This is a genomic window from Nonomuraea maritima (assembly GCF_900100395.1).
In the GTDB taxonomy this organism is placed as follows: Bacteria; Actinomycetota; Actinomycetes; order Streptosporangiales; family Streptosporangiaceae; genus Nonomuraea; species Nonomuraea maritima.
On the sequence record NZ_FNFB01000002.1, the window covers coordinates 359,727 to 385,730 of the forward strand.

27 protein-coding genes, 1 tRNA gene and 1 pseudogene are annotated in these 26,004 nt (G+C 70.9%); 16 read left to right on the top strand and 13 right to left on the bottom strand.

Going from position 1 to position 26,004, the window contains the following annotated elements; genetic code table 11:
• The first annotated feature begins 5 nt into the window (after positions 1 to 5).
• The 6 genes from BLR04_RS05255 (at position 6) to BLR04_RS05280 (ending at position 5,151) form a co-directional block, all read left to right on the top strand.
• Positions 6 to 1,319: a protein kinase family protein gene (locus BLR04_RS05255; protein WP_090760145.1), complete on the top strand. Its 1,314-nt coding sequence runs from the start codon at positions 6 to 8 to the stop codon at positions 1,317 to 1,319.
• Positions 1,320 to 1,361: 42 nt separating this feature from the next.
• Complete coding sequence (locus tag BLR04_RS05260) at positions 1,362 to 2,399, top strand: DUF2510 domain-containing protein (RefSeq protein WP_218128723.1); 1,038 nt, start codon at positions 1,362 to 1,364, stop codon at positions 2,397 to 2,399.
• Between the two features lie 73 nt (positions 2,400 to 2,472).
• Positions 2,473 to 3,066 (top strand): oligoribonuclease, encoded by a 594-nt coding sequence (gene orn, locus BLR04_RS05265; protein WP_090760149.1) that lies wholly within the window; start codon positions 2,473 to 2,475, stop codon positions 3,064 to 3,066.
• Between the two features lie 68 nt (positions 3,067 to 3,134).
• Positions 3,135 to 3,210: transfer RNA gene (locus BLR04_RS05270), tRNA-His, on the top strand.
• A gap of 157 nt (positions 3,211 to 3,367) precedes the next feature.
• The gene (locus BLR04_RS05275) at positions 3,368 to 3,592 is read left to right on the top strand and encodes a helix-turn-helix domain-containing protein (RefSeq protein ID WP_090760151.1); all 225 of its coding nucleotides are present in this window, start codon (positions 3,368 to 3,370) and stop codon (positions 3,590 to 3,592) included.
• A gap of 338 nt (positions 3,593 to 3,930) precedes the next feature.
• Positions 3,931 to 5,151 carry an NAD(P)/FAD-dependent oxidoreductase gene (locus BLR04_RS05280; protein ID WP_090760154.1) on the top strand — a complete coding sequence of 407 codons (1,221 nt, stop codon included), beginning with the start codon at positions 3,931 to 3,933 and terminating at the stop codon, positions 5,149 to 5,151.
• Here BLR04_RS05280 and lat read toward each other — a convergent pair.
• The 4 genes from lat to BLR04_RS05300 all read right to left on the bottom strand — a co-directional run bounded on the left by lat (position 5,141) and on the right by BLR04_RS05300 (position 9,329).
• A complete protein-coding gene (gene lat / locus BLR04_RS05285) occupies positions 5,141 to 6,421 on the bottom strand; it encodes an L-lysine 6-transaminase (protein ID WP_090760156.1) in 1,281 nt (426 codons plus the stop codon). The two genes, BLR04_RS05280 and lat, sit on opposite strands and share 11 nt — an antisense overlap.
• 61 nt (positions 6,422 to 6,482) lie before the next feature.
• Positions 6,483 to 7,025, bottom strand: a complete 543-nt coding sequence (locus BLR04_RS05290) for an HdeD family acid-resistance protein (RefSeq protein WP_090760158.1) — start codon at positions 7,023 to 7,025, stop codon at positions 6,483 to 6,485.
• Between the two features lie 70 nt (positions 7,026 to 7,095).
• A complete protein-coding gene (gene trhA / locus BLR04_RS05295) occupies positions 7,096 to 7,743 on the bottom strand; it encodes a PAQR family membrane homeostasis protein TrhA (RefSeq protein WP_090760160.1) in 648 nt (215 codons plus the stop codon).
• A gap of 53 nt (positions 7,744 to 7,796) precedes the next feature.
• Positions 7,797 to 9,329 carry a penicillin-binding transpeptidase domain-containing protein gene (locus BLR04_RS05300; protein ID WP_090760162.1) on the bottom strand — a complete coding sequence of 511 codons (1,533 nt, stop codon included), beginning with the start codon at positions 9,327 to 9,329 and terminating at the stop codon, positions 7,797 to 7,799.
• 121 nt (positions 9,330 to 9,450) lie between these two features.
• On the opposite strand from BLR04_RS05300, the gene BLR04_RS05305 reads away from it, so the two are divergent.
• On the top strand, positions 9,451 to 10,200 hold the full coding sequence (locus tag BLR04_RS05305; protein ID WP_245740065.1) for a spermidine synthase: 750 nt from the start codon (positions 9,451 to 9,453) through the stop codon (positions 10,198 to 10,200).
• A 47-nt stretch (positions 10,201 to 10,247) separates the two neighbouring features.
• On the opposite strand, the gene BLR04_RS05310 is transcribed toward BLR04_RS05305, so the two are convergent.
• Complete coding sequence (locus tag BLR04_RS05310) at positions 10,248 to 10,736, bottom strand: SRPBCC family protein (protein WP_090760166.1); 489 nt, start codon at positions 10,734 to 10,736, stop codon at positions 10,248 to 10,250.
• A gap of 193 nt (positions 10,737 to 10,929) precedes the next feature.
• On the opposite strand from BLR04_RS05310, the gene BLR04_RS05315 reads away from it, so the two are divergent.
• The 4 genes from BLR04_RS05315 to BLR04_RS05330 are packed head-to-tail and all read left to right on the top strand — an operon-like array spanning position 10,930 to position 13,974.
• Positions 10,930 to 11,880, top strand: a complete 951-nt coding sequence (locus BLR04_RS05315; RefSeq protein WP_090760168.1) for an SPFH domain-containing protein — start codon at positions 10,930 to 10,932, stop codon at positions 11,878 to 11,880.
• Positions 11,877 to 12,125: a type II toxin-antitoxin system antitoxin gene (locus tag BLR04_RS05320; RefSeq protein WP_090760170.1), complete on the top strand. Its 249-nt coding sequence runs from the start codon at positions 11,877 to 11,879 to the stop codon at positions 12,123 to 12,125. Before BLR04_RS05315 ends, BLR04_RS05320 begins: the two co-directional genes overlap by 4 nt.
• Complete coding sequence (locus tag BLR04_RS05325) at positions 12,106 to 12,756, top strand: GOLPH3/VPS74 family protein (protein WP_090760172.1); 651 nt, start codon at positions 12,106 to 12,108, stop codon at positions 12,754 to 12,756. The genes BLR04_RS05320 and BLR04_RS05325 overlap by 20 nt, the downstream gene beginning before the upstream one ends.
• 24 nt (positions 12,757 to 12,780) lie before the next feature.
• The gene (locus BLR04_RS05330) at positions 12,781 to 13,974 is read left to right on the top strand and encodes a DUF418 domain-containing protein (protein ID WP_245740036.1); all 1,194 of its coding nucleotides are present in this window, start codon (positions 12,781 to 12,783) and stop codon (positions 13,972 to 13,974) included.
• Here BLR04_RS05330 and BLR04_RS05335 read toward each other — a convergent pair.
• Together BLR04_RS05335 and BLR04_RS05340 are read right to left on the bottom strand one after the other, a co-directional pair.
• Complete coding sequence (locus tag BLR04_RS05335) at positions 13,950 to 14,627, bottom strand: response regulator transcription factor (RefSeq protein WP_090760174.1); 678 nt, start codon at positions 14,625 to 14,627, stop codon at positions 13,950 to 13,952. The genes BLR04_RS05330 and BLR04_RS05335 overlap by 25 nt on opposite strands.
• Positions 14,620 to 16,371: a sensor histidine kinase gene (locus BLR04_RS05340; protein ID WP_090760176.1), complete on the bottom strand. Its 1,752-nt coding sequence runs from the start codon at positions 16,369 to 16,371 to the stop codon at positions 14,620 to 14,622. The genes BLR04_RS05335 and BLR04_RS05340 overlap by 8 nt, the downstream gene beginning before the upstream one ends.
• Positions 16,372 to 16,548: 177 nt before the next feature.
• Between BLR04_RS05340 and BLR04_RS05345 the strand changes: the two genes are divergently transcribed.
• Together BLR04_RS05345 and BLR04_RS05350 are read left to right on the top strand one after the other, a co-directional pair.
• Entirely contained in the window at positions 16,549 to 17,910 is a 1,362-nt protein-coding gene (locus BLR04_RS05345) for a serine hydrolase (RefSeq protein ID WP_176902946.1), read from the top strand.
• Between the two features lie 72 nt (positions 17,911 to 17,982).
• Positions 17,983 to 18,948 carry a pirin family protein gene (locus BLR04_RS05350; protein ID WP_090760180.1) on the top strand — a complete coding sequence of 322 codons (966 nt, stop codon included), beginning with the start codon at positions 17,983 to 17,985 and terminating at the stop codon, positions 18,946 to 18,948.
• Between the two features lie 97 nt (positions 18,949 to 19,045).
• On the opposite strand, the gene BLR04_RS05355 is transcribed toward BLR04_RS05350, so the two are convergent.
• From BLR04_RS05355 to ngcE, 5 genes are all read right to left on the bottom strand, one after another.
• Complete coding sequence (locus BLR04_RS05355; RefSeq protein ID WP_090760182.1) at positions 19,046 to 19,603, bottom strand: superoxide dismutase family protein; 558 nt, start codon at positions 19,601 to 19,603, stop codon at positions 19,046 to 19,048.
• A gap of 94 nt (positions 19,604 to 19,697) precedes the next feature.
• Positions 19,698 to 19,973, bottom strand: coding sequence for a 4a-hydroxytetrahydrobiopterin dehydratase (locus BLR04_RS05360; RefSeq protein WP_090760757.1), 276 nt, complete (start codon positions 19,971 to 19,973; stop codon positions 19,698 to 19,700).
• Between the two features lie 10 nt (positions 19,974 to 19,983).
• On the bottom strand, positions 19,984 to 20,832 hold the full coding sequence (locus tag BLR04_RS05365) for a carbohydrate ABC transporter permease (RefSeq protein WP_090760184.1): 849 nt from the start codon (positions 20,830 to 20,832) through the stop codon (positions 19,984 to 19,986).
• A gap of 2 nt (positions 20,833 to 20,834) precedes the next feature.
• Positions 20,835 to 21,749: a carbohydrate ABC transporter permease gene (locus BLR04_RS05370; protein WP_090760185.1), complete on the bottom strand. Its 915-nt coding sequence runs from the start codon at positions 21,747 to 21,749 to the stop codon at positions 20,835 to 20,837.
• A gap of 6 nt (positions 21,750 to 21,755) precedes the next feature.
• Complete coding sequence (ngcE, locus tag BLR04_RS05375; protein ID WP_090760187.1) at positions 21,756 to 23,198, bottom strand: N-acetylglucosamine/diacetylchitobiose ABC transporter substrate-binding protein; 1,443 nt, start codon at positions 23,196 to 23,198, stop codon at positions 21,756 to 21,758.
• A gap of 136 nt (positions 23,199 to 23,334) precedes the next feature.
• Between ngcE and BLR04_RS05380 the strand changes: the two genes are divergently transcribed.
• The 3 genes and pseudogenes from BLR04_RS05380 (at position 23,335) to BLR04_RS05390 (ending at position 24,817) form a co-directional block, all read left to right on the top strand.
• On the top strand, positions 23,335 to 23,856 hold the full coding sequence (locus BLR04_RS05380) for an MBL fold metallo-hydrolase (RefSeq protein WP_090760189.1): 522 nt from the start codon (positions 23,335 to 23,337) through the stop codon (positions 23,854 to 23,856).
• Between the two features lie 187 nt (positions 23,857 to 24,043).
• Positions 24,044 to 24,289, top strand: a pseudogene (locus BLR04_RS05385) (alkyl sulfatase dimerization domain-containing protein); the annotation flags it as partial.
• A gap of 99 nt (positions 24,290 to 24,388) precedes the next feature.
• Entirely contained in the window at positions 24,389 to 24,817 is a 429-nt protein-coding gene (locus BLR04_RS05390) for an NUDIX domain-containing protein (protein WP_176902947.1), read from the top strand.
• A 30-nt stretch (positions 24,818 to 24,847) separates the two neighbouring features.
• On the opposite strand, the gene BLR04_RS05395 is transcribed toward BLR04_RS05390, so the two are convergent.
• Positions 24,848 to 25,936, bottom strand: a complete 1,089-nt coding sequence (locus BLR04_RS05395; protein WP_090760195.1) for a helix-turn-helix transcriptional regulator — start codon at positions 25,934 to 25,936, stop codon at positions 24,848 to 24,850.
• Positions 25,937 to 26,004 lie beyond the last annotated feature (68 nt).

Sequence of the window (26,004 nt, forward strand, 5' to 3'; positions counted from 1 at the left end):
CCGCGATGGACGACTCTGGCCCCGGGATCGCCGGATTCCGGCTCACCACGCACACCTGGATGACCGAGCTCGGTCACTGGATCGACGCGGTCTCACCCGACGGGCGCCGCGCCGGCGCGCTGCTGTTCGACCCGCGGATCATCGGCCGGCCCGAGGTGCGCGACCGGGTCGTGCGCGCCGTCCTCACCGATCAGCGGCTGGTCCACGGCGGGGTGACCGGGCTCATCCCGGTGGCCGACGTGGTGGCCGCGGGCGACCAGGTGTGGCTGCTCACCGCGCAGGCGGTGAGCCCCACGGTGGCCGACCTCCTCGACCCCGCCCAGGCGGGGTCGCCGGTGGAGCCGGGCGGCGCGGCCTCGGTCCTCGTGGACACGGCCCGGACGCTGCTCGCCCTGCACGCGGCCGGCGTCACGCACGGAGCCGTGCAGCCGCGCACGGTGGTGATCACGCCGGACGGGGCCGCGCTGCTGTCGGAGCGCGGCCTGACCGACGCCGTACGCGACCGGGTCTCGCCTCCTGACGACGACGTGGCGGGCTGGGCGGCGCTGGCCCGCGCGCTGGCCGCGCCCCTGCGGCCCGCCGCCGGGGTGCTGGAGCGGGCCGCCGCGACAGCCGGCACGTACGGCCTGGCCGCCGCTCTCGACCTGCTGCTCGACCCACGCGAGAGCCGGATCGACAGGGGGAGCCTGTCACGGGCGGCTCGCGCCCGTTCGGGGTTCGCGCAGCCGAGCCCGTACGCACCTGCCAGGCACGAACGTGACGAAGGAGACATTGTCACGCTGCTGCACGTCCCGGCGGGCGCGACGGGACCCGCCAGGTCAGCCCCCGAGACCACCACGCGCGAGCAGCGCGGCGAGACACCGGCAGAACGCATCTGGCGCTCGGGCCGCGACAGCACGACCGCGAGACGACGGCGTTCGCGGCGCCGGCGGACGGTCCTTTCCGCGGTGGTGCTCGCGCTGATCCTGACGGGGGCGGCGGTGGCCTGGCAGCGCCTCGGCGCCGTACCGGAGCTGGCGGTGACCTCGGTCGAGGTGGCGGCACCGGAGGAGACGCAGGGCTGCGACACCGTCGCCGCCGTCACCGGTACCGTCGTCACCAACGGGGCGCCGGGCGAGATCGTCTACGAGTGGACCAAGAACCTCGACGACGACGTCGTCAAGGGGAAGCTGCGCACGCGGTCCGACCGGACGTCGTACACCCTTCCGCTGCGGTGGACCCTGCGCGGCGAGGGCGACGTCACGGCCACGGCCACGCTGAGGATCATCGAACCCGGTCCGGTCCGCTCATATCGGGCGAGCTTCGACTACACGTGCTGACAGCCCATGCACATGGCGACAGTTCTTACTAATCTGGCGGATATGACCACGCAGACTCCCGCGGGATGGTATCCGGACCCGTACGGAGAGCCCCGGCTCCGCTGGTGGGACGGCAGCCAGTGGACGGACGCCACCCACGCTCACGAGCAGGGGCAGGCCGAGCGCCCGCCGGCGCAACCCGACACCGGACCCGGCTGGTCGGCGATGCCCGCCAACCCCACGGCCCGGTACGGCACGCCAGGGCATGCCCAGTCGGCCTACGGCCAGCCGGCGCCGTCCGAGCCGCAGTGGGGCGAGCTGGGCCGGCCCGCGCCGCCCAAGCAGCGCGACCCGCTGCCGTGGGTGTTCGGCGGCGTCGGGGCCCTGGTGGTGCTGGCGCTGATCGCGGCGGCGGCAATCTTCTTCGTGAACCGGGCAACCACGCCGGCCGCCTCCTCCACGAGACAGTCGCCGGGCGACACGTACGTGCCGCCGGAGCAGCAGCCGCCGTTCCAGGAACCGCCCTTCGGGCAGCCGCCCGGACGGGGAACCTTCCCCCGGACGACCGGTGACCGGATCACCGACCCGGGCAGCGGCCTGTCGTTCAAGGCGCCCGACGGCTGGACGGTGCCCTCGTACGACGAGGTCAACAGCGGCGATCCGGCCCAGCAGGCGTGGACCGCGGCGGTGCAGACGATCGCGCAGCACGCCTACGACGGCCGGGACCACTGGGTCGGCGGCGTCTACAGCGGCGTGCTGAACCCGGCGTACCCGTACACGGGGGCCAAGAGCATGAGCGACACCGCCAAGGCGGTGTACGTGGACTTCTCGACGAAGTACTACACGCTCGCGCACGAGAGCAGGATCGTCGCGGACAAGGCCATGAAGATCGGCGATCGTGACGCGTGGCTGCTGCAGTTCGAACTCGATTTCAGCAAGATCTCCGAGGAGAACGGCTACCCGTGGAAGAAGGAGAACGGCGCGATTGTGCTGATGGACCGGGGCGAGGGCCGGCGGCCGGCGATCCTGTACGTCACCGTCCCCGACAATCTCGGTGGCGATGTGGTCGGCAAGGTTCTCGGCTCCCTCCAGCCCGCGTGAATGTTGGCACTAGGCTGGTGGAGGAACAAGCGGGCGGGTTGGAGTGCTCCGAGCCGCTGGGCGAGGAGATCGAATGAGTGACGTGCTGGTCTGGATCGACTGCGAGATGACCGGGCTCGACCTGAGTCGCGACGCGCTCGTCGAGGTGGCGTGCATCATCACCGACAGTGAGCTCAACCGGCTCGACGAAGGCGTCGACGTGGTCATCAAGCCGCCGCCCGAGTCGCTGGAGCAGATGTCCCAGGTCGTACGCGAGATGCACACCGCCTCCGGGCTGCTGCCCGAGCTGGCGGGCGGGGTGACCCTGGCCGAGGCCGAGTCGCTCGTGTTCGACTACATCCGCCGCCACATACCCGAGCCGAAGAAGGCTCCGCTGTGCGGCAACTCGATCGGCACCGACCGCACGTTCATCGCGCGCGACATGCCCGGGGTCGATTCCTATCTGCACTACCGGATGATCGACGTCTCGTCGATCAAGGAACTGGTCCGCCGCTGGTACCCCCGGGTCTACTTCGCCGCGCCCGAGAAGCAGGGCGGGCACAGGGCTTTGGCGGACATCACGGAGTCGATCAGAGAGCTCCGCTACTACCGTGAGGCCATCTTCGTCGACCAGCCCGGCCCCGACTCGGCGACCGCGCGAGCGCTCGCCGAGCGGGTCAGCGGCTGAATGTGTGGCGTAAAAGGTCCCGAACCCCGCTACACTTTTCCTGTGCCACCTCGTACGGGGTGGCCGCGGTGGGTGTAGCTCAGTTGGCAGAGCGCCAGGTTGTGGTCCTGGATGTCGAGGGTTCAAGTCCCTTCACTCACCCCACGAGGCAACGGCCGGTTCATCCGAACCGGCCGTTGCCGTTTTTCCCGACAACCGCCCCAAATCGCGACATTGCGGGTTATGCTCACTGTCTATCCGCTAACGCCGGAAGCACGGGGGCATCGGCGACCTGACTGTCTGTGCGCCACCCGGAGGCCGGATGAAAGTCGACGACGCAGCGTTCGACAGCGTGTTCACGTCTCTGAGCAAGCGCGAGGCCGAGGTCATGGACCTGATCGCCACAGGCCAGTCCAACGGCGAGATCGCGCAACGGTTGTTCCTCAGTGAGAAGACCGTCAAGAACCACGTCAACCGCATCTACGCCAAACTCGGCGTCGATTCACGGGTCACCGCCATCGGTCTGTGGCGCTCCCGCCACAAGTGACGCTCGCCTCCTGCCGGAGGCGGCGGGGCTGAGGGCCCTGCGTCACTCGCGGCTCACGGCCATCGGCCTGTGGCGCGTCAGTGGCGAAGGTGGTGAGCCACCCCGTTTCGTCCCGCAGGTCACCGCCGTCGGCCTGGTGTTCGCGCCATGATGAGCTGCCCTGGGCCGGTGGGGCTGAGCTGTCGGTCAGGGCGGCCGGTCGGGGCTGGACCGAGAGGTCTCCTCGCGAGCGGCGCTTCAGGAGCGTTCCACCCAGCGGTCGGTGCCCCAACTGAGGTTTAAGGGTTACGGATGGAGCCATAGGCATCCTTGACATCGTTCAAGGGGAGTGACCTGGCATGGTGCAAAGACCGCGAGTCGTCGTCGTAGGTGCGGGTTTCGCCGGACTGGCGGCCACCCAGGAGCTGGCCAGGGGCGGAGCCCTGGTGACGCTGGTCGACCGCAATCCGTACGCGACCTTCCAGCCCCTGCTCTACCAGGTGGCCACGGCCGGGATGGGTACGAGCGACGTCTCGTACCCGGTCAGGACGTTCGCCGCGAGGTGGCCGAACGTACGGGCCAGGTGGGCCACCCTGAGCAGGGTGCTGCCCGACGAGCGGCGGGTGGAGTTCGCCGACGGCGGCGGCCTCGACTACGACTACCTGGTGCTGGCCACCGGCGTCACCACCAACTGGCTCGGCGTGCCGGGCGCCCGCGAGAACGCGTTGCCGATCTACTCGCTCGGCGATGCCGCGGGCATGCGGACCAAGCTGCAGCACCGGCTGGAGGACACCGCGTCAGGCCGGCGCAAGAGCCTGCACGTCGTGGTGGTGGGCGCAGGGGCGACCGGCGTCGAGATGGCGGGCACGCTCGCGGAGCTGCGCCGCCGCACGCTACCGCTCACCCATCCCGAGATCCGTCCCGAGCAGTCGAGTGTGACGCTGGTGGAGCGGTTCGACTACGTGCTGGCGCCGTACAAGCCGCGGCTGCGTGACGCGGCGGCCGAGGCGCTGCGCCGGCGCGGGGTGAAGCTGCGGCTCGGCTGCACGGTCGCCTCCGTCGAGCCGGACGCGGTGATCCTGCAGAACGGCACGCGGTTGCCCAGCGACCTGACGGTCTGGGCGCTCGGCGTCACCGCGCCCCCGGAGGTGAGTTCCTGGGCGCTGCCGCAGGGCAAGGGCGGCCGGGTGACCCTCACGCCCGCGCTGAACGTCTCCGACCATCCCGAGATCTTCGTGGCGGGCGACCTGTCAGGACCGCCCGACGCGCCTCCGCAGCTCGCCCAGCCGGCGCTCCAGATGGGCAAGCACGTGGGACGGCAGATCATCGCGGCCGCGCGGGGCCTTCCGGTACGGCCGTTCTCGTACCGCGACCCCGGGATCATGGCGACCGTGGGCAAGGCCGAGGCGGTGCTGCAGATGCCCAACGGGATGACGATGCGCGGGTCGCCCGCCTGGCTGGCGTGGATCTTCGTCCATGTCGCCAACCTGCTGGGCGGGCGCAACCGGGCGAGCGTGCTGCTGAACTTCTGGTGGCGCTACGCCGGTCCTCGACGCAGCGCCGCCAGCGTCACCCAGTAGTAGACAGGGCGGCGTCCAGCGCGGCGAGGCCGTGGTCGACGTCGTCCTCGGGGATGTTCAGCGCGGGCCGCAGCCGTACGGAGCGCGGCCCGCACGGCAGCACGAGGACGCCGTGCTCCTCCCTGAGCCGGGTCACCAGCGCGTCGCGGGCGGCCCGGTCGGGCAGGTCGAACGCGCACATCAGGCCGCGGCCCCTGACGTTCGCCACGACCCCGGGGTGTCCTGCCTCCAGCTTGGTGAGACGTTCGAGCAGGGTCGCGCCCACCCTCCCGGCCCGCTCGATCAGCCGGTCGCGCTCGACGATCTCGAGGATGCCGCGGCTGCGCACCATGTCGACCAGGCCACCGCCCCACGTCGAGTTGATGCGGCCGCTCTGCTGGAACACGTTGTCGGGCACCTCGTCCACCCGGCGGCCCGCCATGATCCCGCCCACCTGGACCTTCTTGGCGAACGCCACCACGTCGGGCGACAGGCCGAGCTGCTGGTACGCCCACGGCGTGCCGGTCGTGCCGCCGCCCGTCTGCACCTCGTCGAGGACGAACAGGGCGTCGTACTCGTGGCACATGTCCTGCATGGCGCGCAGGAACTCGGGCCGCATGTGGTTGTCGCCGCCCTCACCCTGGATGGGCTCGGCGATGAAGCAGGCGATGTCGTGCGGGTGGCGTTCGAACGCCTGCCTGGCCTGGGCGAGCGCGCGCTCCTCAGCCGCCTCGACGTCGCCGAGGTGGACGGCGGGCACGTCGATGCGCGGCCAGTCGAACGTGGGGAAGCGGTCGGTCTTGGCCGGTTCGGTGTTGGTCAGGCTGAGCGTGTAGCCGCTGCGGCCGTGGAACGCCTTGGTCAGGTGCATGACCTTGGTGCCCAGCTCGCGCGGCCGGCCGGCGGCCTCGTTGCGGCGGCTCTTCCAGTCGAAGGCGGTCTTCAGTGCGTTCTCGACGGCCAGGGCGCCGCCCTCGACGAAGAACAGGTGGGGCAGGGCGGGGTCGCCGAGGACGCGGGCGAACGTGTCGACGAAGTCGGCCAGGTGCTCGGTGTAGATGTCGGGGTTGGCCGGCTTGTTGCGCGCGACCTGGCCGAGCAGGCGGACGAAGTCGGGGTCGAAGGGCGGGTTCACGCCGAGCGGCGCGGAGGCGAAGAACGTGTAGAAGTCGAGGTAGCGGCGTCCGTCCCGGGCGTCGACGAGCCACGAGCCGTGGCTCAGTTCGAGATCGAGCACGAGGCGGTAGCCGTCGACGAGGAGGTGTCGGGCAAGGCGGGCGTGTACGTCCATGGCGCCTCCACGGCATAGGGCTGATATTCCTTCTTGAGGAATACCCGTACCTACGAAAAATTTATGGCGTTCCTACCCGTGTTCTGAAGTTCTTCACGCGGAATGCCAGTGCGATCATGGCGATGCCGTAGAGGATCGCGAAGACGCCGACGAGCCAGGCCAGGGCGAGCAGGCCCGCGCCGGGCCAGACGAGCAGCAGCACACCGAAGATCACCGACAGCGCGCCGGCGACGATGTGCTCCCACTCGTTGTCGATGACGTCGCGCATCTTGATGCCGGTCATGACGTCCGCCACCCCGGCGAAGATCGCCCAGGCGGCCACGACGTAGAGCAGGGCCAGCGACGTGATGCCCGGCCAGACGAACGCGATGATGCCGGCCAGGATGCCGAGGATGCCGGTGACGATGAGCCACGCGCGGTGGCCGCCCTCGTGACGGGCTCCGGCGATCACCGCGGCGATCCCGCTGACCAGCGCGTACGCGCCGAAGAAGGCGACCAGGACGAGAACGGTGATGCCCGGCCAGAGCAGGGCGAGCAGGCCGAAGATGATGGCGGCGATGCCGCGCACCAGCAGCAGCCACCACGAACGAGAAACGTCTCCCATATGAGTCTGTTTTCCGGTGAACAGCCGGGAAGAGACCAGCACGGGGTCAAATGTCAGCGCCTAACGCGGCTCACCCGTGGGAGTAGACCACGATCGACACCGCGATGTACTGCACCAGGTAGGCCACGAGGGTGAAGGCGTGGAACACCTCGTGGAAGCCGAACCACCGGGGCGACGGGTCGGGGCGGCGCAGGCCGTAGACGACGGCGCCCGCCGAGTAGAACACGCCGCCGACGGCCACGAGCACCACGGCGGCCGCGCCCGCGCCCTCCAGCAGCTGCGGCACGACGAAGATCGCCGCCCAGCCGAGCACCAGGTAGAGCACGGTGTAGAGCCAGCGCGGCGCGCTCATCCAGAACATCCGGAACAGCACCCCTGCCAGGGCGCCGCCCCAGATCACCGACAGCACCGCCACCCGGGCGACGCCGTCGAGCGCGAGCAGCGCGAACGGGGTGTAGGTGCCGGCGATGATCAGGTAGATGTTCGCGTGGTCGATCCGGCGCAGGAACTCGGCCAGCCTGGGACCGAGCGTGCCGCGGTGGTAGGTCGCGGAGATGCCGAACAGCAGGGCGGAGGTGAGGGCGTAGACGGCGCTGGCCAGCCGCGCCTGCAGGGTCGGGCCGAGTGCCACGAGCACGAAGCCCGCGACCAGCGTCACGGGCAGCGCTCCGGTGTGCAACCAGCCACGCAGCCTCGGCTTCACGGTGATGGTCGTCATGGAAACCTACGGTACCGTAGGTTACGTTTTCAGCCGCTTCGCGGAGACGTGGATCACAGGCCCTTGAGGAAGCGGACGGCGATCGGCACCGCCGCGGCGCGGCCCGAGCCGCCGTTCCTGACGAACACGCAGAAGGCCAGATCGTCGCGGAAGCCGATGAACCACCCGTGCGAGGTCCGGCCCTCCACCTCGGCCGTCCCCGTCTTGCCCGACACGTCGTCCGGCAGGCCCGCGTCGGAGGCCGTGCCGTGGTCCACCACGGCCGCCATCATGTCCCTGAGCGCGCCGACGATCCGCGCGTCCATGGGCACGTCCTCGCCCGGTTCGCCGTCGATGCGGCGTACCTGCTCCTTCGACAGCAGCCGCGGGGAGCGCCAGGTGCCGTTCTCCACGGCGGCGGCCAGCGCGGCCATGCACAGCGGGGTGGCGACGACCTCGCCCTGGCCGATCGCGTCGGCGCCGAGCAGGTCGAGGTCGTCGGTCGCCGGCAGGTTGCCGCAGGTGCCGCCGATGCCGGTCGCGATCGGGTGGCCGAACCCCCACGCGGCGGCCGTCCGGCTCAGCTGCTCGCCGGTCAGCCGGGTCGTGGCCTGCTCGACGAACGTGGTGTTGCACGAGTGGGCGAAGGCGTCGGTGAACGTCACGACCCCGCGGTCGACCTCGCCGTCGTTGGTGAAGGCCCGGTGGAACGGGATCGTGTACGCGCCGGGGCAGCCCACCTGCGCCGCCGGGTCGAGACCGTCCTCGATCAACGCCGCCGCGGTGATCGTCTTGAACACCGAGCCCGGCGGGAAGACGTCGCGCACGGCGCTGTAGTTGTCGCCGAGGCGGTCGGCCAGCGCGAGGATCTCCCCCGTGCTGGGCCTGATCACGATGATCGCCGAGTCTTCGACGCCGTCCAGCGCCCGCGCGGCCGCCGCCTGCACCGGGCGCGACAGGGTGGTGCGCTCGACGTCGGCCTCCGGCATCCGGGTCAGCAGCTGTTCGCCGGGCTTTCCCCACGGTTTCCACACGAGCGCCAGACCGTGGTTGGCCTGCTCGAACTCCGGCCGCAGCGGCTCCAGGTACGCCTCGGCCCAGCTGTCGTTGGGGATCTTCTCGCCCTCGCTGGTGACCAGTTCCGCCGGCGGCGTCAGGATCTTCTCGATCAGGAGGTCGCCGCCGTCCTTGAGCAGCGGGTGCAGGGTCTCGGGGGTCCACAGCACCTTCCATGCCCGGCCGCGGACGCCCAGCCGCAGGACACCGTCGAACGGCCATTGTCCGAGGTCGGTGAGCTGCCGGACCCCGGTGAACGGCACCTCGGCGCTCTCGTCCCCGGTGCGGCGCAGCGCGGACGGGGTGAGCTCCAGGGACGCCACGCCGATGTCGACGTCGAGGGCGCGGTTGCGCTCGGCGAAGTCGGGCGGCGGCTGGAACACCAGCCGGGCCATGTCCGCCACGTCGCCCCTCCGCCAGGCGTCGAAGTACGCCTCGGCGGTCTCCTCGGGGCTGCCCTTGATCCGGTTCGCGGTCAGGACGGCGAAAGCAGCGGCCCCGACTGTCGCGACAAGCGCGATGACGAGCACAATCAGCCTTCGCCGTCGCATAAGTTCTCCCTGGGAGGGATCAGACGTGGCACGTGGACAGCGGGAACCGAAGCCCGGCCGGTATCCGGTGACGTTCGGCGAGGTCGAACTTCTCCGGGACCTGGACAGGCAGGACGGCTGGATGCTGTCCAAAGATGACGTACCTCAGTCGTATGTTGACCTACAAGACCCGACATATCTGGAATTTGAGTATGTACGACTCATGGCGGATGTGATCGACCTCCTCCCGGAGGGTCCGCTGAGCTGTGTCCACGTCGGAGGCGGTGCCTGCACGATCCCCCGCTACGTCTCGGCCACCCGCCGCGACTCCCGCCACATCGTCATCGAGCCCGACGGGCTCCTGGTCAACCTCGTACGCGAGCAGCTCGACCTGCGCTCGGTGCCCAAGCTGAAGGTCATCGTGGCGGGCGGGCGCGAGGGCACGGCCAAGGTGTGGGACGGAACGGCCGACCTCGTGGTGCTCGACGCGTTCACCGGGGCCACGATGCCGGTGGAGCTGGCGACGGCCGAGTACATGGGCGACCTGGCCCGCGTCCTGCGTCCCGACGGCACACTGCTGATCAACGTGGCCGACGGCAAGGGGCTGGCCTTCGCCAAGCGGCTGCTGGCCACGGTGACGAGCGCGTTCGGTCACGTGGCGCTGCTGGCAGAGCCGGGCATCATGCGGGGGCGGCGGTTCGGCAACCTCATCGTGGCCGCCTCGCGTACCGGGCTGCCGCTCGACCTGCTCACGCGGCGCGCGGCGGGCGGGCTGACCCAGGCGCGGTGCGTGCACGGCGAGGCACTGACGCAGTTCGTCGCGGGGGCCGCCGTGATCAGGGACGGCGACGCGGTCATCGCCCCCGTGCCGCCCCCGGCCGTCTTCGGCTGACCGCCCGCTCGTCGCCGGGGCTTTCCGGCTGACCTCAGGGTTCCCGGTCAGCTCTCGGCGGCGGTCCTCAGCATGCGGAGCATGTCGTCGTGGCCCTCGCGGAGCCTGGCGTTGCTGTAGAGGAGCGTCAGGAACGGGCCGGACATCGACTCCTCGACGGTGACCCTCGTGCGGCCGTCGGCGGTCTCCTCCAGGCGCAGGCGGTCGACGGCCTTGACGAAGCCCATCGCGGTGCCCGTCCAGGTGAGCTCCCGCTCCGGCGCCACCACCGCGAACGTCGACTTGATCGCCATTCCCCGGATCTTCCAGCGGAAGGCGGCGTCCGGCCGCACCTCACCCAGCTCGACGACGTGCGCGTCCGAGCGCCACTGCGGCCAGTCGTGCATGTCGGCGAGCAGCCGCCACACCCGGGCGACGGGGGCGTCGATGACGACCGAGGACGACGACCGCACCGGCGCCTTCTCGTCCAGCCGCCCCTTCTTCGCGTACTCCTCGTGCAGGCGCTCGATCGACGGGCCGGCGTAGAGAACTTTCATGACACCCCTTCCAGAGCGGTGCTCTCATTCAAGATCAATGCTCTCGCGAAACTGGGCGGCAGTCAAGAGCACCGCTCTCTCTTTCGGGCCCCCTCCCCACGGCGGAGCAAGTGGCTTACCCCGATTCCCGAGCGCCCGAAAAAGTGATATCACTTAGATAGCAACGTGAAGTCATCGGAGAAAGGACGGCGCCATGACGGAGACGTCGAGTGGGGTGGCGGTCGAAGGAGCGGTCGTCGACATGCCCGCACCGCGCATCAGCGAGGTTCCGGTGCGGGCGGCGAACGGGTTCGTGATGCTGGGTGTCTCCGCGGTGATGGTGCTGGGCGGGCTCGCGCTGCTCGCCGTCGGCATCTCCATGCTCGCCACGGGCTCCGGGCAGGAAGCGGTGTGGCTGGTCCTGGCGACCTCGCTCGTGGTGCTCGTCGGGGCGTTCCTGGCCTTCGGGCTCACCGCGGTCGCCCCCGGCGAGGCGCGGGTCGTGCAGCTGCTCGGCCGGTACGTGGGCACCCTGCGCACCCCCGGTTTCCAGTGGGTCAACCCGATCACGGCCCGCCGCCGGGTGTCGACGAGGATCCGCAACCACGAGACCGACGTGACGAAGGTCAACGACGCCGACGGCAACCCGATCCAGATCGCGTCCGTGGTGGTCTGGCAGGTGCGCGACACCGCGCAGGCGGTCTTCGAGGTCGACGACTTCGTGGAGTTCGTCACCATCCAGGCCGAGACGGCGGTGCGCCACATCGCGGGCAGCTACCCGTACGACTCCCACGGCGAGTCCCGGCTGTCGCTGCGTGACAACGCCGACGAGATCAACGAGCAGCTGTCGGCGGAGATCGCGGTCAGGGTCGCCTCGGCGGGCGTGAAGATCATCGAGTCGCGGATCGTGCACCTCGCGTACGCGCCGGAGATCGCGCACGCGATGCTGCGCCGTCAGCAGGCCGGCGCGGTGGTGGCGGCCCGGCAGCGGATCGTCGAGGGCGCCGTCGGCATGGTCGAGATGGCCCTTGCCAAGCTCGCCGAGCACGACGTGGTGGAGCTCGACGAGGAGCGCAAGGCCGCCATGGTCAGCAACCTCCTGGTCGTGCTGGTCGGCGACCGCGACACCCAGCCGGTGGTGAACACCGGAACGCTCTACCAGTGACCGGCGAACGCAAGAAGCTCCTCCTGCGGCTCGACCCCGCGGTCCACGACGCGCTGGCGAGGTGGGCGGCCGACGAGCTGCGCAGCACCAACTCCCAGATCGAGTTCCTGTTGCGCAGGGCCCTGTCCGAGGCCGGACGCCTGCCCGACGGTGTGGGGCGGATGCGCCCCAGAGGACGCCCACGCAAGACCCAGGAAGACGGCGAGCACGAAGGAGGCGCGGACCATGGAGAAGCACCAGGGTGAGCCGCTCACGCGGTCGGCGTTCCTGCTGGCCTTCGACCTGCGCAAGGAGCGGCTCGTCGACCGGGGCCTGCTCGGTTACCTGCTCCGCGCGACGGCCCTGGCCGAGCTGCTGCTGGCCGGCCACCTGGCCGACGAGGCGGGCAAGGTCCGTGCCGTCTCCCCTCCCCCGGCCGCGGCGGGCCCCCTGCACGCGGCCGTGTGGGAGCAGATCGACACCTCACCGCCGCGCACGTGGCGGCGATGGATCAGCAAGGACCACACCGACGCGTTCCGCCTGGTGCGCGACGAGCTGGAGACGGCCCGGCTGATCCGGGTGGAGCGGCACCGGGTCCTGCTGTTCCCGGTCGAGCGGATCACGCCGCGCAAACCGTACGTGTCGCGCCGGCTCGTCGAACGGGTGGGCCGGGCCCTGCACGACGGCCTGCCCGTGTCCCGGGTCGACGCGGACGTCCGCGTGCTGGCGGCGCTGACCGCGTCGGCCCGGCTCAGAACGGTCCTCGCCGCGCGGCAGGGGTCGCATCCGCGAAAGGACCGGATCGCACACCTGTCCACGCCCGTCGAGCCGATCGCCACGGCGCTGCGCAAGGTGGTGGCGGCGGCCAGGGCGGCCCACGCGACCGGCGAGGGCTGACCCCCGTAACGCGAGGAGACCACCGTGAACGCCCCCACGCCGGCGCCGAGCCGGACGCCCGCGGCACCGACCCTCCCCGACCAGCGTGCGCTCGCCCCCGACCTGGCGCGCGGCGTGATGCTGCTGGCCATCGCGTTCGCGCACGCGCCGCTGTTCGTCACCCGCTTCGACCGCGGGTCCGGCCCGGCCAACGCGATCGCGAGCTTCTTCGACACGCTGTTCGTCGCCAACCACGCCCGGCCGCTGTTCGCCTTCCTGTTCGGCTACTCGCTGGTCCAGCTGCTCAACGGACGGCTGCGGCGCGGCGACGACTGGGTCAGCGCCCGCAAGCTGCTGCGCCGCCGCGGCTGGTGGCTGGTCGCCATCGGGCTGGCGCACGTCGTGCTGCTCGTCCCGATCGACATCCTGGCCCCGTACGGGCTGGCGGCCGTCCTGCTGGTGGGCCTGCTGCGGCGCTCCGACCGGGCGCTGCTGTGGACGGCGGGCCTCGTGCTCGTGCCCGCCACGGCGATGGTGGGCGTGGGGATGGGCTACCCGCTCTCGCAGGGCATCCCGACGTACGCCAAGGCCAGTGTCGCCGCGGCCGGCGAAGGGTTCTGGACGCTGCTGGCCGGGCGCCTCGGCTCCTGGCCGCTCAGCCTGCTGGTGGGTCTGCTCATCGTGCTGCCCGGCGTGCTGATCGGCATGTGGGCGGGCCGGCGCAGGTACCTCGACGAGCCCGAGCGGCATCGGTCCTTCCTCGTCCGCGTGGCGCTGACCACCACGGCGCTGTCGCTGGCGGGCGGCATCCCGGCGGCGCTCATCCAGGCGGGGGTGTGGACCGACCCGTCCGTGCCCGCGCTGTGGACGGCGGTGGTGGCGCAGCCGCTCACCGGCTACGCCGGCGGCATCGGCATGGCGGCACTCACCGCACTGGCCGCCGTCGCCGCCGCCCGCCGCCACGGCCGGTTCACGACCGCCGTCGAGGCCCTCGGCCGGCGGTCGCTGAGCGGCTACCTGTTCCAGTCGGTCGCATTCGTCCTGGTCTTCTACCCGTACGGGTTCTGGCTGGAGGACGACATGGGCCTCGCCGGCGCGATGGGCGTGGGAGCGGCGACCTGGCTGGCCTCGCTGCTGATCGCCGACCTCATGCGGCGCTCCGGGCACCGCGGCCCGGCCGAGATCCTGCTGCGCCGCCTGGCGTACCGGACCCGTCAGGACGGGTCGGGGCCGAGGTAGGCGAGGACGGCGGCGACGCGCCGGTGCACGTCGCCGCTGTTCTCCAGCCCGAGCTTGGTGAAGATGGCGTTGACGTTCTTCTCGACCGACGAGATCGACAGGTGCAGGGCCCGGGCGATGGCCGAGTTCGACAGCCCGTGGGCCATCTCGCGCAGCACGTCGCGCTCGCGTGCCGTCAGCGCCTCGCGCTGCCCCCGTACGTCATGCCTGGCCAGCAGGCCCTCCACGACCTTCGGGTCGATGACCGAGCCGCCCGAGGCGACCGCCCGGATCGCGCCCAGCAGCTCGTCGAGGTCGCCCACCCGGTCCTTGAGCAGGTACGCGTACCCCTCGGTGCCGTGCTTGAACAGCTCGAACGCGAACAGCGCGTCGGAGAACTGCGACAGCACCACCACCCCGACGTCCGGGTGGTCGGCGCGGACGCGGTGGGCGGCGTCGATGCCCTCGAAGCCCTGCCGCCACTGCCCGCCGGGCATCCGGATGTCGGTCACCACCACGTCGGGCCGCAGCCGGCGGACCGCGTCGAGCAGGTCGTCGGCGTCGCCCACCGCCGCGACGACCGCCACCTCCCCCGACGTCTCCAGCAGCCGCCGGGTCCCCTCGCGTACGAGGTAGTGGTCGTCGGCCACCACCGTGCGGATCCGCTCAGCCATCGGCCGGCACCCACGCGTTCACCCGTGTCCCCTCTCCCGGTGCGCTGTCCACCGTCAGCCCGCCGCCCAGCGCGTCGAGCCGGTCGGCGAGGGTCGCGAGCCCTCTGCGGCCCGTCGCGCCCGTGTCGAAGCCCTTGCCGTCGTCGGTCACCGTGGCCCGCAGGCGGCCGTCGTCGTGGGTGAGGCGCACCTCGATCTCGGTCGCCTCGGCGTGCTTGAGCGCGTTGGCCACGCTCTCGCTCACGGTGAAGTACATCGCGCCCTCGACCTCGTCGGCGAAGCGTCTCGCGCGCAGCGACGGCGACGAGATGACCGTGGTGCGCACGGGCAGGCGGGAGCAGCGTTCCTCCACGGCCTCCACCAGACCGCCCTCGCTGAGGGACGACGGGTGGATGCCGGCCGCCAGCTCGCGCAGGTCGGTGAGCGTCTGGCGGGCCTGTTCGCGCAGGTCGGACAGCATGCCGGGGTCGGCGGCGCCGACGGCCCTGGCCAGTTCGAGCCCCGCGATGAGCGCGACGAGCTGCTGCTGCACGCCGTCGTGGATGTTGCGCTCGATGCGCCTGCGCTCCACCTCCTGGGCGTTGACCAGGCGGGTGACCAGGCCCGCGCTCTGGATGGCGAGCCCGGCGGGCACCGCCAGGGAGTCGAGGAGCCGCCGGTCCACGCGGGTCAGTGGGCCCGTGATCTTCGGTCCGCACTCGATGCGGCCTGGGCCGCCGTTGACCGGCACCACCAGCACCGGCTCGCCGTCCTCGCGGCCCGCGACGACGCGCGTGCCGTCGGGCAGCACCACGGCCGCCCACGACAGTTCCAGCCCGGAGCGCACGGCGGCGGCCAGCCTGCCGAGCTGCTCGACCGGCTCGGGGGCGTCCTCCAGCGCCGTGCCGAGGTCGGACAGCACCTCGTCCACGGTGGGGCGCAGGTCGAACACCATGTGCAGGCGCGATCCCCGGACGCCGACGCGGATGTCGAGCAGCCGGTGCCGTACGACGGCCACGAGGAGGGCGGCGGGCAGTGATCCCGCCAGCAGCGTGGCCCCCAGGATCCCGGTCGCGCCGACCCCCTGGGACCCCGCGACCGGGGAGATCAGCTGATCGGAGACGATCGCGGTCGCCAGGGCACCCACGCCCACCAGGGTCGCGCAGTGGCCCGCGACCATCATCGCGTACTGGCCGCGCTCGCCCTTCGCCCGCCGCCAGCGGGCCACGAGCCCGCAGAACACGACGACCGCCATGATCCAGGTGACGAACTGGCCGAGCCCCGCGGCGAGCATCGGCACCAGGTGGAGGTCCGGCCCGGCCGGGGAGGAGCCCACGATCGAGATGCCGGCGAGGTGGGCCGCGACGGCAGCGCCGGAGATCCATGCCACGACCCGCCACCTGCGGCCGGCCGGCAGCCGCCCGTCGGGGAACAGCAGCGGCACGTAGATCAGGATGAGGCCGTAGAAGACGACGTACATACTGGAGAGCGGGCGGTGGAGGAGCAGCGGGGCGCCGGCGGCCTCCAGTCCCGCGCCGAGCACGCCGAGGCCGAAGGACAGCCCGGCGGCCAGGAGCAGCCAGCCGTACCGCAGCTCGGGGCGGCGGGCGGCGAGCAGCCAGCCGAGCGCCGAGAAGCCCCACATCACGACCACGAGCAGCCATCGGTCGAGCGTGAACGACATCTCGCCGATCAGAAGCAGGCTGGTCACTATGGCGAGGGCCGCTGTCAACGCGAGCGACGCGGCCAGCGGCCTCGAGGTCATAGCCCCCCATGGTGGCTGGCTGTCGCCGTGGCGTCCATGAGGTTGTCCGCATATTTCGTACGGCTGCCTTCGCCGCGGATCCGGCGGCCCACCGGGTGTCCGCGGTCACCGGTCGCGGGGTTGGCTGGAGTTCGCCAACAGCACCGGCCACCCGTGCCGATGCGGAAGGAGACCCCCATGTACGCCCCCTCGAAGCCGATCCGGCTCCTCGCGGCAGCCTCCGTGGCGATCACCGTGTCGGCCTGCGTGAGCGCCCCCTTCACCGCCCAGGCGACCCCCGTCACCGCCGACGCGACGGTCGCCGGCCCGCAGATCCCCGACACGCCGGCGGGCAGGCAGCTGACCTGGGTGCTGGACGCCGTCACCCGCGCGCCGGTGCCGGAGAGCGAGCTGCGGGAACACTTCGCCGCGGACTTCCTCGCGAGCGTGCCGCCCGCGCAGCTCAACCAGTTCCTGGCGTCGGTCGCCGACATGCGGCTGGAGCGGCTGTCGCAGTCGTCGCAGAACGCGCTGGTCGCGGAGGTCACCACGCTCGGAGAGCCGTACACGGTGCGGCTCGGCGTGGACGGCGACGGACTGATCATCGGCCTCCTCGTCGAACCGGTCACCCCTCCGCCCACGGCCCCGCGCAGCTGGGCGGAGCTCGACGAGAGGCTCGCGAGCACCGCGCCACGCACCGGTTTCCTGGCCGCCGAGCTGGCCTCGAACGGCACGTGTCGCCCGGTGCACGCCGTCTCCGCCGGCACGGCGTTCCCCCTCGGATCGATGATCAAGCTCTATGTGCTGGGGGCGGTGTCCCAGGCCGTCGAGAAGGGTGCGTTCGGCTGGGACACCGAGCTCACGGTCACGCCGGAGCTGCGCAGCCTGGGCGTCGGCGGGCTGGCGGACCGCCCCGACGGGAGCGAGGTGACCGTGCTGGAGGCGGCCAGGTTGATGATCTCCATCAGCGACAACACCGCCACCGATCTGCTCATCCACAAGGTGGGCCGCAAAGCGGTCGAGCGCACGATGCGGGCGTGGGGCGCGCACGACAAGCGCAACGTCCCCGTGCTCACGACGAGGGAGCTGTTCGTGCTCAAGGGCGTGGACCACCCCGGCCGAGCCGAGCACTATCTCTCGCTGGGCGACGCGAAGCAGCGCGCCTACCTCAAGGGCACGGTGGCGAGGACGCCGCTGTCCCGGATCACGCCGTGGACGAGCCCTCGCGAGCTGGACCGGATCGAGTACTTCGCCTCCCCCAGCCAGATCTGCCGCGCCTACGCGGGCCTGGTCAAGCTGCGCGACAGGCGCGTCGACGAGATCATGTCGATCAACGACGCCGGTCTGGGGCTGGACCGGGCGAGCTGGCCGCGGGTGTGGTTCAAGGGCGGTTCGGAGGTCGGCCTGTCGGACGTGAGCTTCCTCGCCCGCACCTCCACCGGCACGTCGTACGTGGTGACGATGATGGCGGTGAACACTGGCGCGCCCCTTTCCCAGCGGGTGACCGTGGAGCAGGTGGCTCTGGCCAAGGGGGCCTTCACGCTGGCCGCGCGGCGCTGACACGGGGGCCTGGAATAGTTGAAAAATCAACCGTGTTGAGGGGGACAGAAACCGCTTGAGAAGGAGCGCGAGATGCCTGCCGTGACCGTCGAGAACCCGCTCACTCTTCCCCGCCTGCCCGAGCCGGTCGCCACCGCGCCCGAGCGCAAGGTGCTCGCCGTCGAGACCGCGCCCAGCGGCTTCGAGGGAGAGGGCTTCCCGGTACGGCGGGCGCTCGCCGCGATCAAGCCTGAGTACCTCGACCCGTTCGTGATGATGGACCAGATGGGCGAGGTCGACTACGCGGCCGGCGAGCCCAAGGGCACGCCGTGGCACCCCCACCGCGGCTTCGAGACCGTGACGTACATGATCGACGGAGTGATGGACCACCTCGACTCCAACGGCGGCGGCGGCACGATCACGAACGGCGACACGCAGTGGATGACGGCGGGCGCCGGCATCCTGCACAAGGAGGCGCCGCCGGAGTGGCTCGTCGAGAAGGGTGGCCTCTTCCACGGCATCCAGCTCTGGGTCAACCTGCCGGGCGCCAAGAAGATGATCGCCCCGAAGTACCAGGACATCGGCAGCACGAAGGTCGTCCTGCTGAGCAGCCACGACGGCGGGGCGCTGGTCAGGCTCATCGCGGGTGACCTGGCGGGCAACGTCGGGCCCGGCAGCACCCACACGCCGATCACGCTGCTGCACGCCACCGTCTCGCCGGGCGCGCGGCTGGTCATGCCGTGGCGCAAGGACTTCAACGCCCTGGCGTACGTACTGTCCGGGCGCGGCACGGTGGGGGCCGAGCGGCGGCCGATCACCAGCGGGCAGCTCGCGGTGTTCGACGGGTTCGGGAACCGGCCCGGCCGCACCACGGCGGGCGAGAGCATCACGATCACGGCGAAGGACACCCTCGAGGTGATCGTGCTGGGCGGCGAGCCCATCGGCGAGCCGGTGGCGCACTACGGGCCGTTCGTCATGAACACGAAGAACGAGCTGGTGCAGGCGTTCGAGGACTTCAAGGCCGGCCGGCTCGGCACCGTCCCCGCCCACCACGCCTGACCAAGCGCCTGATCGAGCGCCTGATCGAGCGCCGGGCGGGACGTCGTGGCCGCAGCGCCACGACGTCCCGCCCGGCCGCTGGGGACGGCCGGTGGGGCTAGGGCGTCAGCGTGAGGCAGGCGACCCGGGCGCCGGCCTGGCCCACCTGCGGACCCTCGGTCACCGTGGGCCCGGCGTGGATCACCAGGGAGCCGGGCAGGCTGTCGCGGCTGAGCGCCCAGTTGTTGCGCGCGCTCGCCCGGCCCGCGCCCGCGGCGTCGGTGGTGAAGTCGAGCCAGACCTCGCTGGCCGGGCTGACCTGGCCTGTCTGGTGCTGGTAGTGCGGGCCCGCCTCGTCGGGCTTCTTGCCACAGGCCTTGGCGTGCAGGTGCGCGCCGTAGCGGCGTTCGGGCAGCAGCCCCTCCACCACCAGCGAGGTGCGCGTCTTGCCGCCCGATGACTCGACGGTGGCGCTGGCCTGGGCGCCCTCGGGGGCGAGCTTGCGGTCGTAGACAATCGCCGCGGTGTCGCCGGGGGCGAACTCGCCCGCCCCTGACAGCCTGATCGACTCGCCGGGCGACGCGCCGGCCTGCGCTCCCGTGGCGTCCTGCACCGGGCCGGGCGGCGCCGCGCAGGCCGCGGTCAGAAGAATGAGCAGTAGTGCGGGTACGCGCATCGAAGACCCCCATGGTCCGAGCCCTCCGGATCGAGGGCTCCGAGAGGCCACCACTCTAACGAGTGACGGATCGACCACGTACCGCTATCGCGTTCTAGGCTCCGTGTTTCGCCGCGATGCCGTCGATGACGGCGGCGAGCGTGAAGTCGAGGTCGGTCAGGCCGCCCGCGTCGTGGGTGGTGAGCGCCAGGTGGAGCGTCCGCCAGCGGATGTCGATGTCGGGGTGGTGGTTGAGCTCCTCGGCCCTGACCGCGACCTCGTCGACGATGCGGATCGCGGTGGGGAAGTCGGGCGCCTCCACCGTGCGCCGGATCTCGTCACCCTCGCGGCGCCAGGCGGGCAGGTCCTTCAGCTTGCTTGCGACGTCCATGCCGATCACGTTACTTCAGCGCGCCCGCGCCCAGCCCGGACTGGATCTGCCGCTGGAAGATGACGTACACCACCATGACGGGCAGGATCGTGAGCGACAGCGCGGCGAACAGCGCCGGCCAGTCCGCCTCGTACCCGGCCAGCGTCGAGATGCTCGCGATGCCCTGGGTGAGCACCCACTTGTCGGGGTCACCGGCGACCAGCACCAGCGGCAGCAGGTACTGGTTCCACTGCCCCAGCACGTTGAAGATCGTGATGCTGATCAGGCCGGGCCTGGCCATGGGGACCATGACCTGGAAGAACGTGCGGGTGTGCGAGGCGCCGTCGATCATGGCCGCCTCGGCGACGGCCTCCGGCAGCGTACGGAAGAAGGCCGCCAGGAAGAACACCGTGAACGGCAGCGAGTAGGCGATGTAGACGAGCACGAGACCGACGTGCGAGTTGAGCAGGCCGAACTGGCGGACCACGAAGAACAGCGGCCCGAGCGCCAGGAACACGGGGAACGCCAGGCCCGCCACGAAGTAGTAGTAGATCAGTTTGCTCCCGGCGAACGAGAAGCGCGCCAGCACGTACGCCGCCATCGCGCCGAACAGCATCGTGCCCGCCGTCCCGAAGAAGACCACGATGACGGTGTTGAACATGTACCGGCCGATGTGCGCCTTGTCCCAGGCCCGTCCCCAGGCGTCCAGCCGCAGCTCGCCGGGCAGTTGCAGGGGGTCGCCGAAGATCTCGGTGTTGTTCTTGAAGGACGCGAGGAACGTCCACACCAGCGGCAGGATGATCAGCAGCGCCCAGACGGCGAGCGCCACGTGGGAGAGCCCGTTCAGCACGCCGGATCGGGGCCGGGCCGGTTCGCGCATGTCTACAGCTCGACTCTCTCGCGGCGGGTCGTCCGCAGCGTCAGCACGGCGAACGTCACGGTGAGGAAGAACAGCGCCACGCCCATCGCGGACGCGTATCCGACCTTCCCGTAGGAGAAGGCGTTGTTGTAGATGGTGATGGGCAGGATGGTCGTGGCGCCGTCCGGCTCGCCCTTATTGCCCACCAGCACCTGGATGAGCGCGAATCCGTCGAGGGCGGCGATGCCGAGGTAGATCCAGCCCACCTGGACGGTGTCGCGCAGCAGCGGCAGCGTGATCGAGAAGAACAACCGCAAGCGGCCGGCGCCGTCGAGCGCCGCCGCCTCGAAGTAGTCCTTCGGGATGGCCGCCATACCGGCCGAGAACAGCACCACGTAGAACCCGACGCCCTGCCAGACCATCACCGCGATGACCGACCACAGGGCGAGGCTCGGCTCGATGAGCCAGCCGACCGGCTCGATGCCGAGCCTGGCCAGCACGCCGTTGAGGACGCCGACCTCGTCCGGCCGGTAGATGGCCTGGAACAGGACGCCGACCACGGCGACGGCGAGGACCTGGGGGAAGAAGAACACCACCCGGTAGAACCGGGAGCCCCAGAGCCCGCGCACTCCTGAGCCGCCCGGCCCGCCGCCGAGGTTCAGCAGGAAGGACAGGAAGAGCGCGATGGCGATGGTGACGAGCGGCAGCGTCACCAGCATCACACCGTGGTTGCGCAGCGCGCGCCAGAACACCTCGTCCCGCAGCAGCCGGACGAAGTTGTCCAGCCCGACGTAGCTCACCACGGAGCTGTAGCCGTTCCAGCTCGTCAGGGAGATCTGGAACGCCTGGATGTACGGGCTGATGACGAAGACCGTGTACAGGACGAAGGGGACGGCCAGGAACGCCGCCACGAACCCGTACGTGCGCAACCGCCGCATGGGTCACTAACTCCGCGACTGCTTGGCGATCGACTCGTCCTGCTTGATGTCGTCGGCCTTCTTCTGCATCGCGGTGCAGAACTGCTCCGGCGTGATGCGCCCGGCCATGACCCGGTTGGTCTGCTCGGTGCCGTAGTCGAACAGCTCCTTGTACCAGCCCTCGAACCTGGCCTCGGTGATGATGTTCTGGCCGGCGCTGTCCTGGGCCTTGGCCGCGCTCACCAGGCCGGCGGGCAGCTCGACGCCCTCGGCCGCGCCGTTGACGACCGTGAGGTTCTTCGTCTTCTCGGTGAAGCCGCGGGCGCCCTCCTTGGAGAGCATGATCCGCAGGTACTCGAGGCCGCCCTGCGGGTTCTTGCCCTTGGCGGCGACCACGAAGTTCTCGCCGACGCCCACCTGGATGGCGCCGTACGGCATCGCGTCGTTCGCGGTGACGTCGGGGATGGGGGCGATGGCGTACTCGAAGTCGTCGGGGATGTCCTTGGCCATCTCGTTCTCGATCCACGAGCCGACCGGGTAGAAGAGCACCTGGTTCTGCAGCTGCTTGACCTGGGTCTGGGTGTGGTCGAGGCCGAAGTACGCTTTGTCGCCATATTTCGCCTGGATCTCGGCCCAGGCGGTGACCGCCTGCCGCATCGGGTCGGCCGTCCAGACCCCGTCGACCAGGTTGTCGATGTCGATGATGGCCTGGTTCCCGCCGATCTTGGCGGCGGTGTAGAGGATGTTCCAGAGCTGGTAGTACGGGCCCTTCTGCCCCGGGTAGGCGAAGAGCACGATGCCCTCCTTCTTCGCCTCGTCCCCGAGAGCCGTGAACTCCGCCCACGTCTTCGGCGCCGTCCAGCCCTTCGACGCGAACAGCTTGGCGTTGTACCACAGCGCCCGGTGCGACACCGTGTAGTTCAGGACGAGGTTCATGCCGTTGACCCGGGCGTTCTCCAGCACCGCCGGCGTGAGGGTGTCGCGCACCCGCACCGCCGGGTCGTCGATGGAGGGCGCGTCGAACAGCGGGGTCAGGTCGGCCAGGTGGCCCTCGGCGGCGAGCGCGGTGAGGTCCATCGACTCGGGCCCGGAGTTGTTGAGCACGTCGGGCACGTCGCCCGCGACGAAGCGCGGGCGCAGCTGGGTGCCGATCTGCTGGGTCGCGTTGTGCTTGATGGTGACGCCGGCGTACGCCTTCTTGTAGAGCTCCTCGTGCACCTCCTTGGCGTACGCGTCGGTGTAGCCGCCGCTGAAGATGACCACTTCCAGTGGCTTCTTCGCGTCGACCCCGAAGGGGTTCTTCGGGTCCGCCGAGGCGGCGAGCGAGGTGGAGGGGGCGGGCGCGGGGGCCGCTCCGGTGCCCGCGGTGGCGCAGGCGCTCAACAGGCCCGCTCCTGGCCCGGCGACGAACGCGGTGAAGCCGATCCGGCGCAGCAGCTGGCGCCGGGTGATCTCGCCCGGATGGGTCATGAGGGCTCCCGAATTAGGAAAGTTTCCTAAACGTTTGCCCGAACGTACGGACGACGCCGACACCCGTCAAGGGGTCGCGATCGAGACGTGACCTTGCCGTGATCCCTTGCGCGGAAGGCCTCCCGGAAGGAGAGTGATGGGCATGATCGTCGAGTACGCGGACCGCGTGTGGCGTGGCGAGTCGGACGACAGCATCGTGGACGCCGGGATGAGCGGCAAGGGCGTCCACACCGTCGCCGACGGCGTGGGCTGGTGGCCCGGATTCGGGAACGTCATCACCTTCGAGACCGAGGGCGAGCTGCTGCTGTTCGACACCAGCAGCCCCATGTCGGCGGCGCAGCTGCACGAGGACGTGCGCAAGTGGACCCGCGCCCCGCTGACCACCGCGTTCTACTCCCACGGCCACATCGACCACGTCTTCGGGACGGGCCCGTTCGAGGAGTCGGGGCCCCGGGCCACCGTCTACGCCCACGCCGCCGTGGTCGACCGCTTCCAGCGCTACCTGCTGACCGGCGACCTGTTCATCACATGCCTCCGAGGAGACCCCCGCCTTCAGGCGGGGGAGGAATCGGACCCCTGCGGAGCAGGACAGGGGCAGCCGATTCGCCGTCAGGCGAACCGGTGTCGAAACGCCGCGCGACACGGCACGGTTCGGTAATCTGTTCGACGGTGGCGACAACCAAGCCACCGGACGAACGATCGCAAAGATCCTCGCCGCCGGGCCGGCGGAGAGCCGAAACGCCTGTGGAGCTGGTGTAAGACCTCAACGAGAGTCCTCTCGGGCGGGCAACCGGCAGTGAAGCAGGAAACCTCACGGGAGACCGTGTGAATCCCCTCCACTCGCGCGGTCGGTGGCGGACCTCGCGGGCGGCCCTGCGGCCCTCGCCGACGCGGCGCTCAGGGCGCTGGCCGAGGGCGACGAGCGGCTGGCCGGGCACCTCGCGGAGATGGCCGCGCTGGCCGCCCCCGACGACCCTGGCGTGCACCGCGTCCGCGCCGAGGTGTTCGCCGCGCGGGCGGCCGGAGAGCTGTCCCTCATGGCGAAGGGCGTCTTCACCTGGGCCGCCGCCGAGTCGCGCAAGCGTTCCTAGTCAGTCCTCCCACCAGTCCGACAGCGGCGGTCATGGTGCGTCGATACCACCTATGTCCGTAATGTCGTGAGCGTTGCATCGAGCTAGGGGGCGTTGCCGGTGGGTGCCGAGCGGATCGTCGGCGTGGGTGTGGTGGTCGAGGCGGGTGGGCGGATCCTGCTGGGTGAGCGGGTGAAAGCGGGTGAGCCGCCGTCGTGGTGTCTGCCCGGCGGGGCGGTGGAGCCCGGGGAGACGTTCGAGGCGGCGGCGCTGCGCGAGCTGGCCGAGGAGACGGGCATCCGTGACGCCGGGCGGCCCCGGGTGACCGCCGTGGTGCTCGACCACCCCGGCGGCGCGGTGCGGGTGACGGCGGCCGTGACCGTGGCCGCGGGCGCGACGGGCCCGGTGGTGACGGAACCGCACGTGTTCCGCTCGTGGCGCTGGTTCCCGACGGACGCCCTGCCCGAGCCGCTGTTCCCGGCCACCGCCCGCATCCTCACCGGGCAGGTGTGTGAGGACGGGGGCCACTACCGCGTCGCGGACGCGTAGGACCACGGGCGTCAGGCGAGTGCGAGGGGCCTACCGCGTCGCGGACGCGTAGGAGGCGAGGCGTTCGGCGAGGGTGTGGACGCGGTCGCGGAGTTCTGCGGGGCGCTCGATGACGAACGGTCGGTCGAGGGCGGCGAGCACCGGAGGCAACCAGTCGAGCCGCTCCACCCGTAGTTCGACGCGCCGCCAGCGTTCGGCCGCCTGGTCCTGGGCCCGGTCCTGGGCCCGGTCCTGGGCCCGGTCCTGGGCCCGGTCCTGGGCCTGGTCAGGGTCTGCCGACGGCGTGTTCTCCGCCGGGGCCTGGTCAGGGTCTGCAGGGGGCGTGTCCTCCGCCAAGGTCGCGACGCCCGCGGGAAGGTGGGCGCGGATCTGGTCGACGGTCGCGTGGACGCGCAGGCTCACCTTGTGCCGGTAGTCGGCCGTGGCGAATCCCGACAGCACGCGCTGCGCCGGGTCGGGGCCCGTGGGCTCCTCGAACGAGCCGGGCAGGGTGCGCGCGTCCGCGATGCGGTCGAGGCGGAAGGTCCGGTCCTCGCCGATCGCCGGGTCGGTGCCCGTGACGTACCACCGGCCCGAGTGGGCGACGATCCCGTACGCGTGCAGCGTGCGTTCGCTGCGCCGGCCCTCGCGGTCGGTGTACCTGATCGAGACCGGCCGGCGGTGGCGTACCGCGTCGGCGATCGTGAGCAGGACTCCGGCGTCCGGGGTGTCGGCCTCGTCGGGCTGGTCGGTGAAGGCCAGGGAGTCCAGGAGTGTGTCGAGCCGGCGGGCGACGTGCATGGGCAGCACCCGGCGGATCTTGGCCGAGGCCGTCTCGCTCGCGGTGTGCGCCGTCAGCAGCCCCGCCCGGCGGCCGGCGATCAGGCCGAGCAGCACGGCCAGCGCCTCGTCGTCGCTGAGCATGAGCGGTGGCAGGCGGTAGCCGGGGGCGAGCCGGTAGCCGCCGTAGCGACCGCGTACCGACTCCACGGGCACGTCGAGGTCGATCAGCTGGTCGACGTACCGCCGCACGGTGCGTCCTTCGACGCCGAGCCGGTCGGCGAGTTCGGCCACCGTACGGGTTCCGCCCGACTGCAGCAGCTCCAGGAGGGTCAGCACGCGGCCGGTGGGTCGGGACATGTTTCCCAGCCTACGGCGAATAGTGGACCGAATCTGTCCACTATTTCTCCTAGCCTGCGACGTGCACG

Excerpts from the sequence above, each read along its gene's own strand:
- BLR04_RS05255 (WP_090760145.1), top strand. The coding sequence starts at position 6 with ATGGACGACTCTGGCCCCGGGATCGCCGGATTCCGGCTCACCACGCAC.
- BLR04_RS05260 (WP_218128723.1), top strand. The coding sequence starts at position 1,362 with ATGACCACGCAGACTCCCGCGGGATGGTATCCGGACCCGTACGGAGAG.
- orn (WP_090760149.1), top strand. The coding sequence starts at position 2,473 with ATGAGTGACGTGCTGGTCTGGATCGACTGCGAGATGACCGGGCTCGAC.
- BLR04_RS05275 (WP_090760151.1), top strand. The coding sequence starts at position 3,368 with ATGAAAGTCGACGACGCAGCGTTCGACAGCGTGTTCACGTCTCTGAGC.
- BLR04_RS05280 (WP_090760154.1), top strand. The coding sequence starts at position 3,931 with ATGGTGCAAAGACCGCGAGTCGTCGTCGTAGGTGCGGGTTTCGCCGGA.
- lat (WP_090760156.1), bottom strand. The coding sequence starts at position 6,421 with ATGGACGTACACGCCCGCCTTGCCCGACACCTCCTCGTCGACGGCTAC.
- BLR04_RS05290 (WP_090760158.1), bottom strand. The coding sequence starts at position 7,025 with ATGGGAGACGTTTCTCGTTCGTGGTGGCTGCTGCTGGTGCGCGGCATC.
- trhA (WP_090760160.1), bottom strand. The coding sequence starts at position 7,743 with ATGACGACCATCACCGTGAAGCCGAGGCTGCGTGGCTGGTTGCACACC.
- BLR04_RS05300 (WP_090760162.1), bottom strand. The coding sequence starts at position 9,329 with ATGCGACGGCGAAGGCTGATTGTGCTCGTCATCGCGCTTGTCGCGACA.
- BLR04_RS05305 (WP_245740065.1), top strand. The coding sequence starts at position 9,451 with ATGCTGTCCAAAGATGACGTACCTCAGTCGTATGTTGACCTACAAGAC.
- BLR04_RS05310 (WP_090760166.1), bottom strand. The coding sequence starts at position 10,736 with ATGAAAGTTCTCTACGCCGGCCCGTCGATCGAGCGCCTGCACGAGGAG.
- BLR04_RS05315 (WP_090760168.1), top strand. The coding sequence starts at position 10,930 with ATGACGGAGACGTCGAGTGGGGTGGCGGTCGAAGGAGCGGTCGTCGAC.
- BLR04_RS05325 (WP_090760172.1), top strand. The coding sequence starts at position 12,106 with ATGGAGAAGCACCAGGGTGAGCCGCTCACGCGGTCGGCGTTCCTGCTG.
- BLR04_RS05335 (WP_090760174.1), bottom strand. The coding sequence starts at position 14,627 with ATGGCTGAGCGGATCCGCACGGTGGTGGCCGACGACCACTACCTCGTA.
- BLR04_RS05340 (WP_090760176.1), bottom strand. The coding sequence starts at position 16,371 with ATGACCTCGAGGCCGCTGGCCGCGTCGCTCGCGTTGACAGCGGCCCTC.
- BLR04_RS05345 (WP_176902946.1), top strand. The coding sequence starts at position 16,549 with ATGTACGCCCCCTCGAAGCCGATCCGGCTCCTCGCGGCAGCCTCCGTG.
- BLR04_RS05350 (WP_090760180.1), top strand. The coding sequence starts at position 17,983 with ATGCCTGCCGTGACCGTCGAGAACCCGCTCACTCTTCCCCGCCTGCCC.
- BLR04_RS05355 (WP_090760182.1), bottom strand. The coding sequence starts at position 19,603 with ATGCGCGTACCCGCACTACTGCTCATTCTTCTGACCGCGGCCTGCGCG.
- BLR04_RS05360 (WP_090760757.1), bottom strand. The coding sequence starts at position 19,973 with ATGGACGTCGCAAGCAAGCTGAAGGACCTGCCCGCCTGGCGCCGCGAG.
- BLR04_RS05365 (WP_090760184.1), bottom strand. The coding sequence starts at position 20,832 with ATGCGCGAACCGGCCCGGCCCCGATCCGGCGTGCTGAACGGGCTCTCC.
- BLR04_RS05370 (WP_090760185.1), bottom strand. The coding sequence starts at position 21,749 with ATGCGGCGGTTGCGCACGTACGGGTTCGTGGCGGCGTTCCTGGCCGTC.
- ngcE (WP_090760187.1), bottom strand. The coding sequence starts at position 23,198 with ATGACCCATCCGGGCGAGATCACCCGGCGCCAGCTGCTGCGCCGGATC.
- BLR04_RS05380 (WP_090760189.1), top strand. The coding sequence starts at position 23,335 with ATGGGCATGATCGTCGAGTACGCGGACCGCGTGTGGCGTGGCGAGTCG.
- BLR04_RS05395 (WP_090760195.1), bottom strand. The coding sequence starts at position 25,936 with ATGTCCCGACCCACCGGCCGCGTGCTGACCCTCCTGGAGCTGCTGCAG.